At 37.0% G+C, this 19012-nt stretch carries 11 protein-coding genes; all 11 read left to right on the plus strand.

What is annotated here, in order from left to right:
- Positions 1 to 188: 188 nt before the first annotated feature.
- The 11 genes from NCE97_RS09915 (at position 189) to NCE97_RS09965 (ending at position 18804) form a co-directional block, all read left to right on the plus strand.
- The gene (locus tag NCE97_RS09915; RefSeq protein ID WP_353778958.1) at positions 189 to 3365 is read left to right on the plus strand and encodes a glycoside hydrolase family 2 TIM barrel-domain containing protein; all 3177 of its coding nucleotides are present in this window, start codon (positions 189 to 191) and stop codon (positions 3363 to 3365) included.
- A gap of 12 nt (positions 3366 to 3377) precedes the next feature.
- On the plus strand, positions 3378 to 4793 hold the full coding sequence (locus NCE97_RS09920; protein WP_353778959.1) for an immunoglobulin-like domain-containing protein: 1416 nt from the start codon (positions 3378 to 3380) through the stop codon (positions 4791 to 4793).
- Between the two features lie 13 nt (positions 4794 to 4806).
- On the plus strand, positions 4807 to 5661 hold the full coding sequence (locus tag NCE97_RS09925) for a glycoside hydrolase family 16 protein (protein WP_353778961.1): 855 nt from the start codon (positions 4807 to 4809) through the stop codon (positions 5659 to 5661).
- Between the two features lie 32 nt (positions 5662 to 5693).
- Positions 5694 to 7940 carry a carbohydrate binding domain-containing protein gene (locus NCE97_RS09930; protein WP_353778963.1) on the plus strand — a complete coding sequence of 749 codons (2247 nt, stop codon included), beginning with the start codon at positions 5694 to 5696 and terminating at the stop codon, positions 7938 to 7940.
- Between the two features lie 123 nt (positions 7941 to 8063).
- The gene (locus NCE97_RS09935) at positions 8064 to 11513 is read left to right on the plus strand and encodes a 1,3-beta-D-glucan phosphorylase, GH149 family (protein ID WP_353778964.1); all 3450 of its coding nucleotides are present in this window, start codon (positions 8064 to 8066) and stop codon (positions 11511 to 11513) included.
- Between the two features lie 7 nt (positions 11514 to 11520).
- Positions 11521 to 12807, plus strand: coding sequence for a glycoside hydrolase family 17 protein (locus NCE97_RS09940; protein WP_353778966.1), 1287 nt, complete (start codon positions 11521 to 11523; stop codon positions 12805 to 12807).
- 53 nt (positions 12808 to 12860) lie between these two features.
- The gene (locus tag NCE97_RS09945; RefSeq protein ID WP_503066096.1) at positions 12861 to 14306 is read left to right on the plus strand and encodes a glycoside hydrolase family 30 protein; all 1446 of its coding nucleotides are present in this window, start codon (positions 12861 to 12863) and stop codon (positions 14304 to 14306) included.
- 10 nt (positions 14307 to 14316) lie between these two features.
- A complete protein-coding gene (locus tag NCE97_RS09950; RefSeq protein ID WP_353778968.1) occupies positions 14317 to 15747 on the plus strand; it encodes an MFS transporter in 1431 nt (476 codons plus the stop codon).
- A 41-nt stretch (positions 15748 to 15788) separates the two neighbouring features.
- The gene (locus NCE97_RS09955; RefSeq protein ID WP_353778969.1) at positions 15789 to 16424 is read left to right on the plus strand and encodes a hypothetical protein; all 636 of its coding nucleotides are present in this window, start codon (positions 15789 to 15791) and stop codon (positions 16422 to 16424) included.
- Positions 16425 to 16457: 33 nt separating this feature from the next.
- Positions 16458 to 17888 (plus strand): MFS transporter, encoded by a 1431-nt coding sequence (locus tag NCE97_RS09960; protein ID WP_353778971.1) that lies wholly within the window; start codon positions 16458 to 16460, stop codon positions 17886 to 17888.
- Positions 17889 to 17898: 10 nt separating this feature from the next.
- On the plus strand, positions 17899 to 18804 hold the full coding sequence (locus NCE97_RS09965) for a glycoside hydrolase family 17 protein (protein ID WP_353778972.1): 906 nt from the start codon (positions 17899 to 17901) through the stop codon (positions 18802 to 18804).
- The last annotated feature ends 208 nt before the right edge of the window (positions 18805 to 19012 follow it).

Below are 19012 nucleotides of genomic sequence, written 5' to 3' on the forward strand. Positions count from 1 at the left end.
TTATATCAATGAATAACCACAAGGTTTTATTGAGAATACTACAATAAAACTGGGTTTTTTTTGAATTGTATGTTTTTTGTTGGGTCTTATTTTATCAGATTCATATTCCATAACATTAAATTTACAATGAGCGGTAAACGTATTCTTACTTAGTGTTTATCGCTTTGGTCAACTTAAAACACAACATTATGAAAAACTACGTTCTAAGATTATTTCTCTTCTTTTTTGCAAGTGCTCTTTTTGCACAAGCCGATAAGGTTTCTGTTGTAAAAAATAATGATGGAATGAAATTAGTGGTCAATGGAAAAGATTTCATCATTAATGGTATGAATTGGGATTACATCCCCATAGGTACCAACACATTAGATGCAAAATTTTGGGAGAAGTCTGACGACATCATTAAAGCTGGCTTAGATTCAGAGATGTCTCTCTTAAAGAACATGGGAGTAAATGTAATTCGTCAATATACAGGAGTACCTGCAAGGTGGATTCAATACATCTATGAGAACTATGGCATTTACACAATGCTAAATCACTCTTTCGGACGATATGGACTTACATTAGACGGTGTTTGGACACCAGTAACAATTTACGATGATCCTGTAACTCAGCAATTTTTAATGTCCGAAGTCACTACACTAGTAGAAGAATACAAGGACACACCAGGACTTCTATTATATCTTCTAGGTAACGAAAATAACTATGGACTCTTCTGGCAAGGGGCAGAAACGGAAGATTTCCCTGATGATGAAGATGAAAAGAAATTTATAGGAGAGCAAAGAGGTAGACCAATGTATAGGTTAATGAATGAAGCTGCAGTAGCCATGAAAGCAATAGACTCTTCTCACCCTGTTGCCATTTGTAATGGAGATGTATTATTCATCGATATCGTTGCAGAAGAATGTAAAGATGTAGATATATATGGTACAAACACATATAGAGGAGCCTCTTTCACGGACATGTTCAATGTCGTGAAGGAAAAATTAGATATGCCGTTAATGTTTACTGAGTTTGGTGCAGACGCATTTAATGCCAAGGAAAACAGAGAAGATCAAAAAGCGCAAGCATACTACATGGTAGAAAACTGGAGAGAGATTTATGCCAATGCTTATGGCTTAGGAGCTGGAAACTCTATAGGTGGTTTTACTTTTCAATTTAGTGATGGATGGTGGAAGTTTGGATTTGATGATAGAGAGAATGCAGACGTTCACGACAACAATGCATCTTGGGCAAATGGTGGTTATGCTATTGATTTAGCCCCTGGCCGAAACAACATGAATGAAGAATGGTTTGGAGTTTGTGCCAAAGGACCAACTAACGAAAGAGGACTTTATCAATTATATCCTCGTGCTGCATACTACGCTCTTAAAGAAGCACACGAATTAAATCCTTTTGAACAAGGAGTGAACGTTGACTTTGTCAATAACTACTTTGACAATATTCAAATAATGGATCATGTACTAAGAGCTAGAGGTGATAAAGCTGCTTTAGGCGGAAGTAGTAATGATAAAATACGAATTAGTCAATTACGCGCAGAGTTCACAACATTTAATACAGGTGGAAGCCTTATTACGACTCCAGATACAGAAGACCCTAATGACAATATCTTCCCTAATCAACTAGGATTTGATCACATGCAATCCTATTATGTAGGTATAGGCGGTAACCCTGCTCCTAACATGAAAGCAAACGTCACCTTTAATATATTAGGTAATGTTGCAGAAAATCCTATTGACGAAATCTTCTACGAAAACGCCGGTAGACCGATTACTGTTCAAGGTGTAGATGGTGGAAACGATTTAGATGTTGAAATAGGTGATTTTAATAGACTAAGAGTTTATAACGCAGAGTTCGAATGGAATGCTAAAGATTTTGACCTCAGAGGTTTTTATCGTACAGGACACTATCACTGGGGATATGAAGGTGACTTTTTTGGATTATATCCAGAAGCTAACTACGGTCCAAACTTAGATATATATGGTGGTGAAATTTTGGGAATTGAAATAGATGGTAAGGGATCCTTTGATGGGTTAAAAGCAGCCTTTGGACCACAATTATGGTGGGGAGCTAACCCTACTGCACTATTTAAGTATAGTAGAAAAATTGGCCATTGGGATGTTACAGGTATTTACCATAGAGATTTACAAACAGATTTAGAGTTTGATGAAAATGGTCAACGTGTACTAGATGCAAATCAAGTTCGAAGTGGTATTATTCCAGGATGGCCAGTAGAAAGAGCAACAGTAGCCGTAGAACGAGAGTTTGGAAAATTTGGAATCACCTTAGGTGGAATTTGGGGTGGTAGCCCTCTAAATGGCAGTACTTTCCAAGCTATGCGAGGTAACACCGTAGTTGAAGACGTCATTGAAAGTAGAGATAATTGGGGAGGTAAAGCCAAGATTACTTATGAAGGCGGAAAATTTAACTGGTATGCACAAGGTTCCGTGATGGGGTTAGTTGCTAACGGTGGTGCAGATGCAACACAAACATTTACTGGTTGGAAACTAAGAGATAGTGGTAGCGGAAATATGACTAACGTCTTAACAGGATTTACATATTCCTTTGACAACTTTCAAATAGCACCAAACTTCATGTACAGAAAACCGCTTGTAGATCCTATGCCTAACGGAGTAGATGCGCCAGGAAGATTACGAAATGTAATCGATGACCCATTTGCTGTCAGAAATGGCAACAGAGAAACGACTTCTGGAGAAATATTACTCACATTCGACCCAACACCAGGAACTTGGATGTACCAATGGGACAACGACCGAGCCGAAGACGCAAAATTCGCGATGAATCTTGGTTTTGTTTATCAACATTTCCCAACATCAATGGATGCACACATAGGTTTCCAGGCTAATCGTACATTCTTTGCGTTCCCTAACGCAGTACCAGCAGAAGACCTTTGGGAAATACATTCTAGAATGGTATCTAAACTTTCATCAGACTTAGGCTTAATAGGTAATTTCTACTATGGAAGTGCACAAGGTAATGGTGATAGCGAGAGACTTATCAAACGTTTTGGAGGTGATATAAGAATGATATACAAGAAGATGAAAGTACAAACCCACGTTAAAGTAAATGATTGGGGACCTTTCGATTATCACAGAGATTTCAACCTTACGTTTCCTGTACAACTAATGTTAGATGTTTCTACATCACTTGGAAAACCAGATTGGTTCATATTACCAAGCACAACAGTTGGTATTAGAGGAACATGGAGATCACTAGATGAATTCTCACCAAGATATTTACCATTACAAGCACCACCTTTCGGAGAGCCGCCATTGAGCACTGCTGGATTCGACGATGGTCAAGAATGGGAAATCAGAACCTATATACATATCAATATTGGAAAATAAAAATAGCAAATGATGAAAAATATAAATTCAATTAAATTCAAAAAAGTACTCCTACTAAGTTTAGCGTTAATTATAACCTTAGGCTGTGAGAGAGACCTTTCGGATGATGCGGCGGAAGCTACCTTTTCTACGCTAGGAGAAATTTTCGTTGAAGGACCAATTGGTATGGGTGTAAATTTCTACTTTCCTTACTTAGGTTCAAAAAATGACGCACTAGACTTCAACGGCACTAATGCTTTTGAAAGCAATACTTCAATGCGTATCGATGTTCCTAATGCGGACGATCCTACTGGTAACTACGCAGGAGCTATACTCAGAATCGATGGTGCAGGAAGAGACCTATCGGGTTATGATGCTTTAACCTTTTACGCAAGAGCCTCTCAAGGGGTAACACTAGATGCAATTGGTTTTGGAGAAGATTTTATAGAAAATAAGTATCAAACTACAATCACAAATCTTAGTATTGGAACTGGTTGGGCTAAGTATATTATTCCAATTCCAGATCCTTCAAAACTAGTCGAAGAAAGAGGTATGTTAAGATACTCCGCTGGGACACAAAACACAGGAGGATTTGGATACACCATTTGGTTAGACGAAGTGAGATTCGAAAACTTAGGAACGCTTGCACAACCGCAACCAAGAATTTTGAATGGTGAAGATGTGGTAGTTCAAGGGTTTACCAATATTGATGCTATATTAAGTGGTTTTAGTCAAACATTCAATGGACCCAATGGTCAAAATATAACTGTTGAGACAACCTCAGCTTATTTTGACTTCGAATCTTCTGATGAATCTGTAGCTACAGTAGATGAAAACGGACTGATCACTACATTAGGACCAGGCACTGTTACCATTACAGGGTCTATAAACGGAGTCCTTGCTGAAGGTTCATTGACTTTAAATATCTCAGGACCATTTGAATTTGCTCCTACTCCACCAGCTAGAGACCCAGGAGATGTTATTTCTATATTCAGTAATGCTTATGAAAATGTGCCAGTTGATTATTACAATGGTTTCTTTGCGCCTTTCCAAACTACACTAGGTGGTTCACCACCATTAAACATTAATGGAGATGATATAATACTATACACAGATCTAAATTTTGTGGGCGTAGGTACATTCTTAAATGTGGCACCAGTCAATATTTCCGGAATGACTCATCTTCATATAGATATAAGACCTGCCGAGAATATTGATCCCGGAGACTATATGAATATTCAACTCTTAAACGATGTTGGAGGTAATGAAACTTCAGGTACAGTAGGATTCGATTCAAGCAATTTTGCGCAAGACCAATGGACAAGCTTAGATATTCCAATTGCTGATTTTGGATTAGGTGATGTTACACAAATTGGACTACTGTTCTTTATCTCGGATGCAACAATTTCAAATGTTTATGTAGACAACATATACTACTACAGTGAATAAAAAAAATAAAGCGATGAAGAATATTATTGAAATAATGAAATATAGAACAAGCAAGAGAGCAATTAAAGCTTTAACATTCTCTATGTTACTGGTAGCCACTACGCTATTGGTTAACAGTTGTGAAACAGACGAAACTCAAACGGTAACAACACTCAACAACCTTGTGATGGCAGATGAGTTTGATGTTGAAGGTACTCCAAACCCAGCAATGTGGGGCTTTGATATTGGCACAGGTGTAAATGGTTGGGGAAACCAAGAATTACAATACTACACCAACAGACCAGAAAATGTAAGAGTAGAAAATGGCTTCTTATTAATAACTGCTATTGAGGAATCATTCGAAGGCTCCAGTTACACCTCTGGTCGTATCCTAACCAAAGGATTGTTCGAAACTCAGTATGGTCGTTTCGAAGCTCGTATGAGATTACCATATGGAAAAGGATTCTGGCCTGCTTTCTGGTTATTAGGAGCTAATATAGACGAAGTAGGTTGGCCACAATGTGGTGAAATAGATGTCATGGAAAATGCAGGTGCTAGACCTACAATAGTTAGTAGTGCAGTACATGGTCCAGGTTATAATGCAGGGCTTGCTATTACTAAAGAATATGATTTCGAAGACGCGAGAATCGATAATGAATTTCATGTATATGGAATAGAATGGAGTCCAAATCAAATAAACTTCTATGTTGATGATGACTTATATCATACGATTACTCCTGCTGATGTTACAGGTGAGTGGGTTTTTAATAATGGAGAGTTTTTCATTCTCATAAACCTTGCCGTTGGTGGTGTTTTTGACGGACCACCAAATGACGAAACGGTCTTCCCGCAAACAATGGTAGTAGACTATGTTCGTGTCTATCAATAATTATTAACAACCAAAAAAACTATTAAAAAGTCATGAAAAAATTCATAACAAATAACAATATAATTTGGCTATTTATCTTAGCACCCTTTTTCTTTGGTTGTGAAGACGATGATGATGCTATTGTAGTAGCAGATGTAGTAGCCAGTTTCGTGCATACGATAAACGAAGACACTGGTATGGTCTCATTCAACAATCTCTCTGAAAATGCAGATTCATATTCTTGGGATTTTGGAGATGGTACAAGTTCAGAACTAATAAATCCTGAAAAAACATACCCAACTGGAACATATACAGTGGTGTTGACTGCAACTAATTCTTCTGGCAGCGATACTTTCGAAGATGAAATAGTAATTAACATACCGCTTCCAATTAATTTCCCTGTCAATTTTGATGACCCTAATGTTAGCTACGATGTAAGTACATTCGGAGGAGCCTCTTTTGCGGTTGTCGAAAATCCTGATCCTTCTGGTACCAATCCAGATGTTTCAAACGTTGGAGCAGTTACCAATATAGGAGCTGCATTTGAAGGATTCTTTTTCGATCTAGGTGTACCATTAGACCTTTCAGTATTACAATCTGTTAAAGTTAATTTCTGGTCCAATACGCCTATCGATGTGCTTATGAAGCTAGAAGAAGGTACCGAGGGTAATATTGAAACAACCGCCAGTCATGGAGGTACAGGTTGGGAAGAAATAGTTTTCACATTTAGTTCATCAGCAAGCTATTCAAGAATTGTATTCTTTGTAGATGGTCCAGGCACAACTGCTGGTACATTCTATTTTGATGATATTACACAAGTAGAAACACCACCAGATCCTTGTACTCCAGATGACATGCAATCATTAGATGCATCTGACTTTAATTTATCTTTCGAGACAGATCCAACAGCAAGTATTATGTCGTTCGACGTTGGATTCTCTTGGATAGATAATCCAGACTTCATGAATTCTGTTAATACGTCTTGTAAAGTGGGACAAATTGATAGAAGTGGTGCCGCACTTTTTGCAAATAATCAAATTGATTTCGATTCAAAATTCGATTTTACAACTAACTCAGGTTTCAAACTTAAAGTTTGGTCTCCAAATGCAGGTACTAATGTTCTAGTGAAATTAGAAGACAAAACTAATCCAGCAATCAACACTGAAGTTCCTGCTGTAACAACTGTGGCAAGTGGATGGGAAGAACTAACCTTTGATTTTCCTGGTAGCCAGAGTAATCTATATGACAAAATTATTCTATTCTTTGAATTAAATACTAATACCACAGAAACATATTACATTGATGACTTCATGCTATACGGTACTGGAAGTGGCGGTGGCGGTGGACCATTTGATGATGGTCTTTTAACCAATGGAGATTTTGAAGACGGTACTACAGCTTGGAGCGGAAATGCATTGAATGTACTTACAGAAGGTGGTAATTCTTTCAACTTTGCCAATGTAATGACTGCTGGTAATCCGTTCGATGTTAACTTGAGCCAGGTTGTATCCATCACTCAAGGAGAAACTTACGAACTATCCTTCAAAGCTTCTTCCGATGTTAACCGTACTATGGTAGTTGGTATCGGATTAAATGAAGCACCTTGGACAGCTAATACCCAAGTTGTAAACCTTACACCAGATCAACAAACGTTCACACTAACACTTGAAGCTGCCGACTTTGGCATCCCTAACAGTCGTGTACTATTCGATATGGGAGCGGATGTTGGTGTTGTAGTTATCGACGATGTCGCCCTATTCTTAGAAGACGGCGGTGGCGGTGGCGGCGGCGGCGGTGGAGGCACCGGCGACAACATTGCTACTAATGGTGATTTCGAAACTGGTGATGATACAGGTTGGATGCTATTCCCGAATGGCGGAACCGCAACATTGGACAACTCAATGAATAATGGTGGTGCATGGTCTGGAAGAATTGTAGTAGGCGAATCTGGAGGAAACCCAGGTTTCAAACAAGAACGCATCGGTCAAGGAACCGTAGCTGCAGGTGATGTAATTCAATTAAGTTTTGATCATATAGGTACTATAAGTCAACCTGGAGCAGTAGTAAATGTTCTTCTGTTTGGAGAAGGAAGCTCTGAAGTTTCGTTTACACATGTATTCAATCCTGGTCCTGATGTAAGCGGATCGTGGCAAACATTTACTGGAACATTCACAATTCCAAATGGAGCAGATGTCTCAGAAGGAATTTCATTCCTCATAGAAGGTGTCTGTGGAGCTGTTGCAGGATGTGGTGTAACAATGAACATAGATAACGTTTCAGTAATTGTAAACCCAGAATAAAAACTTACAACAGTAACGTTTCCATAGTGAGCCATGAGCTCTTGAAATTGATTTTAAAAATTTGGAATAATCCAATTGGATTCTAAACCCAACGTTTAAAAACATTAAGTGATTTTGACTATAATGAAAGATATACCGACTCTTGATAAAAGCATTAAACTCAAAAAAGTAAGCATTGATAATGAATCGTATTACATGATTACTAACAATGATGAAATGCGACCATTTTTCATGAGTATTGTCAGTGATTCAGACCATTGGATGTTTATCTCCAGTAATGGTGGATTAAGTGCTGGCAGAAAAGATGCTGATAATGCATTATTCCCTTATTATACTGATGATAAGATTACAGAGTCTTACGACATAACCGGAAGTAAATCCATCTTTTGGGTAGATAGAGATGGTGAACCAAAACTTTGGGAGCCATTTTCCGAAAGAAACTCAGGCTTATACAATTGCACTAGAAATCTTTACAAAAACGATTACGGCAATAAGGTTCTTTTTGAAGAAACAAACCATGATCTTGGTTTAACATATAGATATCAATGGAGTTCTAGTAACCAATTTGGTTTTGTAAAGAAAGGTTTCTTGATCAATAATCTTGAGACTTCGGTTAAAGTACGTTTGCTAGATGGCATCCAGAATATTATGCCTTTTGGCGTAAATACAGATGTCCAAGCCATAAGAAGTAATCTTGTTGATGCATACAAAAAAAGTGAGCTTGAAGCCGAAATAGGATTAGGCATATATGCCCTTAGCGCTATTATTGTGGACAGAGCCGAACCAAGTGAAGCTTTAAAAGCTAATGTTGTTTGGTCTTCAGGATTAGATAATCCTACCTACCTCCTATCATCATTGCAATTAGACAACTTCAGAAAGGGTAATGCATTACAACAAGAAGTTGACATAAAAGCTGAAAAAGGCGCATACTTTGTTTCTGAAGCATTGACTTTAGCTGCAGAAGCTACTAAAACATGGATCATTGTTGCCAATGTAAATCAAGGGCCTTCCGCTGTTGTTGGTATTTCTGAACGTATCAAGTCCGATAACAATTTAGCTAATCAAGTTAACAAGGATATCGAAGCAGGTACTCAGAAGTTAGTCAATTTGGTTGCCGCTTCTGATGGATTTCAATTAACAGCAGACAAAAGACGAAATACCAGACACTATTCCAACACATTATTCAACATAATGCGTGGTGGAATTTTCGATTACAACTATCAAATTGAAAAGTGGGATTTCGACAATTACTTAGCTAAAGCCAATCGAAAAGTTTACAGAACTAGCGAGTCTTTACTAGAAAGTCTGCCAGACACGTTTTCACTTCAAACATTAAGAACATTAGCTTACGATAGTGATGATAAAAACTTCCGTCGTTTAGCATTAGAATATATGCCATTGAAGTTTAGTCGACGTCATGGTGATCCAAGTCGCCCTTGGAATAAATTTTCTATCAATACTCGTAGTGAAATAGATGGTTCTAAAATTTTGGATTACGAAGGCAATTGGCGAGATATTTTCCAGAACTGGGAAGCATTAGCCCATTCTTATCCAGAGTTTATAGAGAGCATGATCTATAAATTCTTAAACGCTAGCACCTTTGATGGATACAACCCTTACAGAGTCACCAAAGACGGCTTTGACTGGGAAGTTATTGAGGAACACGATCCATGGTCTTACATAGGATATTGGGGCGACCATCAAATTATCTATCTACTAAAATTCTTAGAATTCATTCAAGATTACTATCCAAATAGGTTGAGTAGTTATTTTAATAAAGACTTATTTGTATATGCCAATGTTCCATATAAAATAAAACCTTATTCTAAGATTCTAGAGAATCCTAAGGATACCATAGAATTTGATTACGAGTTAGATTTAAAGATACGTGAAAAGCGATCAGAGTTTGGAGCAGATGGCGCATTACTTAGAGATGAAAATTACTTCATTCATAAAGTAAACTTCATAGAAAAAATCCTCGCGACAGTACTTGCTAAGATTTCAAACTTTATCCCAGAAGCTGGTATTTGGCTCAATACCCAAAGGCCAGAATGGAATGATGCCAATAATGCTTTAGTCGGTAATGGTGTATCTATGGTAACGCTGTATTACTTAAGACGATTCTTTAAATTCTTCAGCGACATACTCGAGTCTCATCCACAAGATGAATCCGTTGAAATCTCTAGAGAACTCAAAGCATTCTTTGACAAAGTGAATGAAACTTTAGGTTCAAATAGTAGTCTATTGCTTGGCAGTATTACAGACAAACAACGAAAAGATGTTCTCGATGGTCTTGGTAACGCAGGAAGCGAATATAGAGCTCAAATCTACAATCATGCATTTTCTGGAAGAAAGGAAAGCATACGAATGGATGAGCTTACAGACTTTGTTGAATTAACACTCAAATACTTAGAGCATTCCATTGATGCAAACAAGCGAGATGACAACATGTATCATGCCTATAACCTAATGACGTTAGAAAATGATCATGAAATCTCTATTACTTACTTAGATGAAATGCTCGAAGGGCAAGTAGCTGCTCTAAGCTCAGGATACCTTTCTGCTACAGAATGTCTAGCACTATTGGATAGTATGAAAGGTAGTAAACTGTTCAGACCTGACCAATATAGCTATTTACTATATCCAGATAAAGAACTAGCCCGATTCACAAATAAAAATATAATACCAAAAGAAAAAGTAGAAGCATCTCCGCTATTAAAACAGTTAATACAAGATGGCAATACAAGAGTTATAGAACGTGATATAAATGGCAACTATCATTTTAACGGCAATTTTAACAATGCAAATTCACTAGAAGAAGCATTAGCCATAGTCTCTGATGATGGATATGCCGAACAAGTTCAGCAAGAATCTGAATACATATTACAAGTTTTTGAGTCTGTATTTAACCACAAAGCTTTTACAGGCCGTTCAGGAACATTCTTTGGTTTTGAAGGTTTAGGATCTATTTACTGGCACATGGTATCCAAACTATTACTGTCTGTAGAAGAATGTTGCCTAGATGCAGTAAATCAAAACAAATCTGATGAAACAGTTGGTAGATTATTAGAACACTATTACGAAATCAATGAAGGTATTGGCGTTCATAAATCTCCAGAACTATATGGCGCATTTCCAATAGATCCATATTCTCACACGCCATCTGGTAAAGGCGCTCAGCAACCAGGTATGACAGGGCAAGTAAAAGAAGATATTTTGAGTCGTATGGGTGAACTCGGCGTATCAGTACAAGATGGACAAGTTCAATTCTATCCTTGCCTATTAAGAATTGGTGAATTCTTGAAAGATTCCAAAACATTCAGGTTTACAGATATCAATCAGAATAAAAAGGCAGCTATTCTAAATGAAAACGAATTAGCATTCACATATTGTCAAGTGCCAGTGATATATAGTATTTCTGAAGAAAACAGCCTTGAAGTTGTATTTACAAATGGAGAATCTGAAAAATCTAAGTCCTTGACATTAAGCCAATCAACCAGTCAAAAATTATTCGAAAGAACTGGTGAGATTGATAGTATCAAAGTAAACGTAACCAAGAATATTCTAAAATAAAAAGTAAATGAGATCAAGATATAACATAGTGTTTATAGCAGTTATTGCCCTACTAATATGGTCTTGTAATCAAAAACAAAAAAAAGAAGAAGTAATGCATCCCCAAAATAAAGTGACAGCAAAAGACATTTTAGGTAATCCAGATTATTTGGCAATATCCTATGGCGGCTATCGCAAAACAACTAGAGATATTCAACCCACTGTTGAGCAATTAAAGGAAGATATGAAAATCCTTTATGCGATGAATATTAGGCTGCTGAGAACATACAATGTTCAATTGGCTCAAGCTTCAAACTTATTAAAAGCCATTACCGAGTTGAAAGCTGAAGACAATAACTTCGAAATGTATGTAATGCTTGGGGCTTGGATAGATTGCAAGAATGCCTGGACAGATAAAACCCCTGACCACAATGTAGAGAGCGAGCAAAACGAGGGTGAAATTGCTAGAGCTGTAGCCCTAGCAAATCAGTATCCAGATATCGTAAAAGTCATTGCTGTGGGAAATGAAGCTATGGTTAAGTGGGCAACTAGTTATTATGTTCAGCCCAATGTGATTCTCAAATGGGTTACACATCTTCAAAACTTGAAAGCCGATGGTAAATTACCTAAAGACCTATGGATAACTAGCTCCGATGATTTTGCATCCTGGGGAGGAGGCGATGAAACCTATCATGTTAAAGACCTTGAGGAACTTATAAAAGCTGTGGATTATGTCTCAATGCACACCTATCCTTATCACAACACACATTACAATCCTCAATTCTGGGGAATTGCAAAAGAAGAAGATAGCCTTCCAAACCAACAGAAAATAGAAGCCGCTATGCTTAGAGCCAGAGCGTTCGCAAAAAAACAATATGACTCTGTATCTAATTACATGAAAAATCTGGGAGTAGACAAGCCTATTCATATCGGTGAAACCGGTTGGGCAAGCGTATCTAATGGATTTTATGGACCAAAAGGGTCTATGGCTACAGATGAATATAAAGAAGGCCTGTACTATAAGTACATGAGAGAATGGACCAACGAAGCAGGTATTTCTTGTTTCTATTTTGAAGCCTTTGACGAACCGTGGAAAGATGCTCACAATGAAAAAGGTTCCGAAAATCATTTTGGTCTATTTACTGTCGATGGTAAAGCCAAATATGCATTATGGGATTTGGTAGACAAAGGTGTTTTTGATGGATTAACAAGAGATGGAAATACCATTACCAAAACATACGATGGTGACGAAAAAATGCTCTTGAAAGATGTGCTATTGCCAGCAACAAAAGAGGAATTAGTCCTTGAGGAGTAAAACATAAAACTATGAACCTTAAAAATTATTTAACAATACTTGTTTTTATCATTATGAGTTCTTGTGCTGAAGAGGAAGCAAAACAATTGAATGCTAGCGTTTACGAAACCTCTGCAAGTGGTAATAAGCTTACCCTAATTGAAACATTTGAAGAAAGTGACAGTACACAACACATTAAAATCCTTCCAGAGAAAGAACTACAAACAATTTCAGGTTTTGGAGGTGCATTCACAGAATCTTCTGCCTATCTGTTAAATAAGTTAAGTAAGGAAAATAGAGACAAAATTTTGCAAGCCTATTTTGCTAAAGATGGTGCTAGATATTCGCTCACCAGAACACACATGAATTCCTGTGACTTTTCTTTAAATCAATATTCATACACACCTACTGAAGACAAAGAGTTAAAAGACTTTTCTGTTAAGGAAGATATGGACGATTTAATCCCGATGATCAAAGATGCCATGGCTACCTCTGAAGATGGGTTCAAGATTTTCGCATCTCCTTGGACAGCACCACCATGGATGAAAGACAACAAACATTGGGTTGGTGGTAAGCTACTACCAGAGTACTACGATACTTGGGCTTTATTCTTTTCAAAATATTTAGATGCTTACAAAGCTGAAGGTATAGATATATGGGGATTCACAGTTGAAAATGAACCGCACGGAAATGGTAACAACTGGGAAAGCATGCACTTTTCGCCTAAAGAGATGACAGACTTTGTTGAATTTCATTTAGGTCCTAAACTAGAAGCTGATGGCTATGGTGATAAAATCATATTAGGATATGATCAAAACCGAGCTGGATTAAAAGAATGGGTTGATGAAATGTATAGAGATGAATCGTCTTCAAAATATTTCGATGGAACCGCAATCCACTGGTATGAAAGCACCTATGAAGTTTTTCCAGAAGCCTTGCAATACGCTCATCAAAAAGCACCAGACAAATACTTAATAGAAACTGAAGGCTGTGTAGATTCTGAAGTCCCAAAATGGCAAGATGATGCCTGGTATTGGGCCAAAGAAGCTACAGATTGGGGCTGGGATTGGGCAGCAGAACACGAAAAATATTTACACCCAAAATATTCGCCTGTAAATCGCTATGCTAGAGATATTATTGGCTGCCTAAACAATTGGGTTGATGGTTGGGTCGATTGGAATATGGTACTCGATAGACAAGGAGGTCCAAATTGGTTTGAGAACTGGTGCGTTGCACCAGTAATTGTAGACCCAGATAATGATGAAGTTTACTTCACACCATTATACTACGTGATGGCTCACTTCAGTAAATATATAAGACCAGAAGCCAAAGTTATTGGCATTGAAAACTCAGATGAATCACTACAAGTAACTGCTGCAAAAAACCCAGATGGTTCAATAGCTGTAGTAGTATTTAATGAGACAAAAGATCCTAAGCAATTCACGTTGTCTTTAGGAGATAAAACAAAAGCTGTGAGTATCCCAGGTCAAGCTTTACAAACCATTATGATAACCAACTAAATCAAAGTATATGTCACAATATAAAACCGCAGCCAAAGATAAAGTCCCTTTAGGACAAAAAGCAGCATTTGGTGCAGGGCATTTGGTTTTAAACCTATACCCTGGAGCATTAGGCTTTTTTATGTTCTTTTTACTGACTGCTTTTGGCATGGATCCATTTTTAGCAGGGCTTTTAGGAGGGTTGCCTCGATTTTTTGATGCGATTACCGACCCAATAATGGGGTTTATTTCAGACAACACAAGCTCTAAATGGGGAAGAAGAAGACCATACATATTAATTGGTGGAATTCTGAGTGCAATCACTTTTGTTCTTCTCTGGCAGCTCGACGAAAACAATTCTTCGGATTATAACTTTTGGTACTTTCTTATTATGTCTATGGTCTTCCTCATCGGAAATACCATGTTTGCAACACCATTAGTTGGTCTTGGTTATGAAATGACCTCAGATTATAACGAACGAACACGTTTAATGGCATTTTCTCAAACCGTTGGTTTAATCGCATGGGTAATAGTGCCTTGGTTTTGGGTAATTATTGCTGATCCAGATATTTTCAGTAATCAAGCAGAAGGTGTTAGAACAATGGCTATTTATGTCGGAGTAGCTTGTTTATTTCTCGGTCTTTTACCAGCTATTTTTTGCAGAGGTATTGATGCTTCGCACATGGGAAATAGAAAGAAATTAACTCTTAAAACTATTTTCAGCAATTTAAAAGATTTGTTTGGTAGTATAAAAGAAGCTGTAAAGAATAAGCCCTTTATGAAATTATGTGGTGCTACTTTTTTAGTATTTAACGGATATCAAATTGTGGCATCTTTTAGCTTTTTCATTTTCGTTTTTTACATTTTTAATGGAAGTTATGATGCCACATCCACTTGGCCTGCTTGGTTTAGTTCTATTGGAGCATTGGTTTCTGCATTTCTAGTAATTCCTATTGTATCAAAAATGGCTACAAAATGGGGTAAAAAGAACGCTTTTATAATATCAACTGCTCTTTCGATCGTGGGTTATCTAATGAAGTGGTGGGCGTTTACTCCCGATAATGTGTGGCTTTCTTTCATTCCAATCCCTTTAATGTCATTTGGTCTAGGAAGTTTATTCACTTTAATGATGAGCATGACTGCAGATGTTTGTGATCTCGATGAGCTTGTTAATGGAATGCCAAGGAAAGAAGGAACTTTTGGAGCATTGTATTGGTGGGTTGTAAAACTAGGACAAGGATTGGCTTTAGTTTTAGGCGGTCTTGTATTAAAATTAATAGGATTTGATGGAAATGCTGCAACTCAAACAGCAGATACTTTAACAAAATTAAGAATCGCTGATATAATTATCCCAGTAGTGACAGCAGGATTGGCTATTTGGGTTATGTGGAAATATAGTCTATCTGAAGAAAGAGCAAAAGAAATTAAGGCTCAGTTAGAGGAAAGAAGAGGAGTATTGTAATACTCTTGAATAATTTATAAGTAATTAAATAAAATATTAAGATGTCGGCAAAAATAATAATCATAGCAATAGGAGTTTTACTTACTTTAATTGCAGTACTTGGCAGTATAAAAATAAACTCACATAAAAGACTCCTCAATACTAAGATTGGAATACCTATGGGCATCATTGGTGTTTTAATGATGATGTTTGGAAGTTATTCTTCAGAATTTGTGAATTACAACAATCAACTTGAACAAGTTTCCATTGGGAATAAACTAAAGATTGAGGGACCAGTTGAAACAGTTAAAGTGGTTTCTCCTATAGATAAAGATTCCGTAGATTGTCGTATTCTCACTATGGGTGTTTATCCAGAATCTCATAAAAAAGACATATGGGTATTAATAAGACCTACAGATGATAGATATTACCCGCAATCAGATCACACAAATACTTCCTATAAAAGAGATGGAGAATGGCAAGTTGTTACTCGTTTTGGTGGTGATAAAGGAGAAGCTTATGATCTAATTATCTATGAAGCAGATTCTACAGCTTCGTCTTTTTTTAGTAATACAATAGTCAAATGGAAAGAGGCTGACAACTATCCTGGTTTAAAATTAGAAGAAATTCCAAATGGAGCTAATGAAGTGGAACGACTTGTTGTTCATACAAGGAAAAACTGTAGAGGTGTTTTCTAATGAAAATCTCATTAAATGCTATAAATCTTAATAATGATTAAACCACATAAAAATAGAGTTTCATTTGATCAAAAGGTTGCATTCGGGATAGGCATGTTAGCCAATCAAATGTTTCCTGCTATTTTGGCAATTTTTATGGTCGTTCTTGTTCAAGATCTAGGCTTCCCAGGATGGATGTGGGGAGTTCTTTTCTTCTTACCAAGAATATTTGATGCTATAACAGACCCTATCATGGGCTTTATTTCTGACAACACAAAATCTCGTTGGGGAAGAAGAAGGCAATATGTCTTCGTTGGAGCAATCATCATGGGTATATCATTTGCTATTATGTGGCAATTGTACAGGGAAAATGGGATTAATTATAACTTTACTTATTTCCTTATCTGGTCTTTTGTTTTTTATTTAGGCCTAACCATATTTAGTGTTCCTTACGTTGCTATGGGTTATGAAATGAGTGATGATTTTCACGAGCGTACAGATATAATGGCTGTTGCTCAATGGATCGGACAATGGGCTTGGGTTATTGCGCCATGGTTTTGGGTTATTATGTACGATAAAGGTTGGTTTGATTCTGCTGACATAGCAACACGAGAATTAGCTATTTGGGTTGGTGTTGTCTGCATGCTATTTGCCATGGTTCCAGCAATTTTTATTAAAAGTAAATCAACTTTAAATGAGGACTATACTCCATTGACCGCTAAAAATATTGGACGTAGTTTAAAGAAAATTTTCAACAGCTTTAAAGAAGCATTTCAATCAAAACCTTTCAGAAAGCTTTGTGTCGCAACCTTTTTCGTTTTCAATGCATTTAATACTGTAGCAGCATTCTCGTTCTTTATTATTGTTTATCATTTGTTTAACGGTGATGCTGGTGATGCTGGTATATGGCCTACACTTTTTGGAAGTATAGGTGCTTTAGCTACTACATTTTTGGTCATTCCAATTATCACTAAAGTATCTAAGATGATAGGTAAAAAGAAAACCTTTATGATTTCTCAAGGTATTTCTCTTATAGGGTACATAATGCTCTGGTTCCTATTTATTCCTGGAAAACCTTACATGTTCATTTTTGCACTCCCTTTTTTCTCTTTTGGTATTGGTAGTCTCTTTACTCTTATGATGTCAATGACTGCTGATGTCATTGATCTAGATGAGTTAAAGACTGGGAAGAGAAGAGAAGGAATTTTCGGTGCTATTTATTGGTGGATGGTTAAATTCGGTTTTGCCATTGCTGGGCTGTTAAGTGGAGCCATTATGTCTATGGTGGGCTTTGATCCAGATGTAGCCATTCAGACAAATTCTGCTATTACAGGTTTAAGAGTATTTTATTCTGGATTGCCAATAGCTGGTACATTAATAGCCATGTTAGTAATGAGGAATTACAGCGTTACGGAAGAACGAGCTGAAGAAATTAAATTACAACTCATTGAACGACGAGAAGAATTAACATTAATAACAACTTAATAAAATAAAAATGTCATACAGAGAAGGACGCCTTGTAGGTGTTAAGGATAAGTTTTCGCAACACATCGGAGTTGAGTTTGACAAATACTCAGATGAAGATTTAGTGAATCTCTGGCATGAAACGTTAAAAAACGGCATGCATGGAATTTGCTTCAGTATGTATGAAGATGGCCAAGAGCCAGGCGACACGATTACTATTGAGCAAGTTGAAAGACGTGTAAAAATCCTAAAACCTTATACGAAATGGATTCGCTCCTTTTCATGTATTGAAGGCAACGAGCACATCCCAAGAATTGCAAAAAAACATGGCATAAAAACTTTGGTAGGTGCATGGCTTGGAGATGATTTTGAAAAAAATGAAGAAGAAATTGAAGCACTCATCCAATTAGCCAATGAGGGCCATGTAGATATTGCTGCAGTAGGTAATGAAGTATTGTACAGAAAAGATTTAACCGAACAGCAACTATTAGATTATATCTATCGTGTTAAAGCTGCATTGCCAAATGTAGAAGTCGGCTATGTGGATGCTTACTATGAGTTTTCTAATAGACCTGCAATAACAGAGGCATGCGATGTGATTTTATCTAACTGTTATCCATATTGGGAAGGCTGTAGTATAGAATATTCTCTAAACCATATGCAACAAATGTATGGTCAGGCAAAAGACGCTGGCAACGGAAAACGCGTCATCATTACAGAGACAGGATGGCCTAGTCAAGGAAGCAGCCTTAGAGGTGCACACTCCAATGCTGTTAATGCAATGAAATATTTTATCAACGCACAAGTATGGTCGGAAGTAGATGACATCGAAATGTTCTATTTCTCATCATTTGATGAGTCTTGGAAGGTTGGAGACGAAGGTGATGTTGGAGCATATTGGGGACTTTGGGATAAAAACGAAAAACTAAAATTTTAAGCTGTTTTTTGTGATAACAATAAAAAAGCATACTGATTTTAATAAAAAACATCAAAAATTAACACTTTTCACGTGTTTGTATACTTTTTGTAGTGGTAAAAAAATATGGTATCTGACCTATGGTTGATACATTTAGCCACAATAATTAAAGCTAATATCAAAGACAAAAAAAGACTAATAACTAAGTATTAATTAAAAAAATGAAACA

Source organism: Winogradskyella sp. 3972H.M.0a.05, from assembly GCF_040493455.1.
GTDB lineage: Bacteria > Bacteroidota > Bacteroidia > Flavobacteriales > Flavobacteriaceae > Microcosmobacter.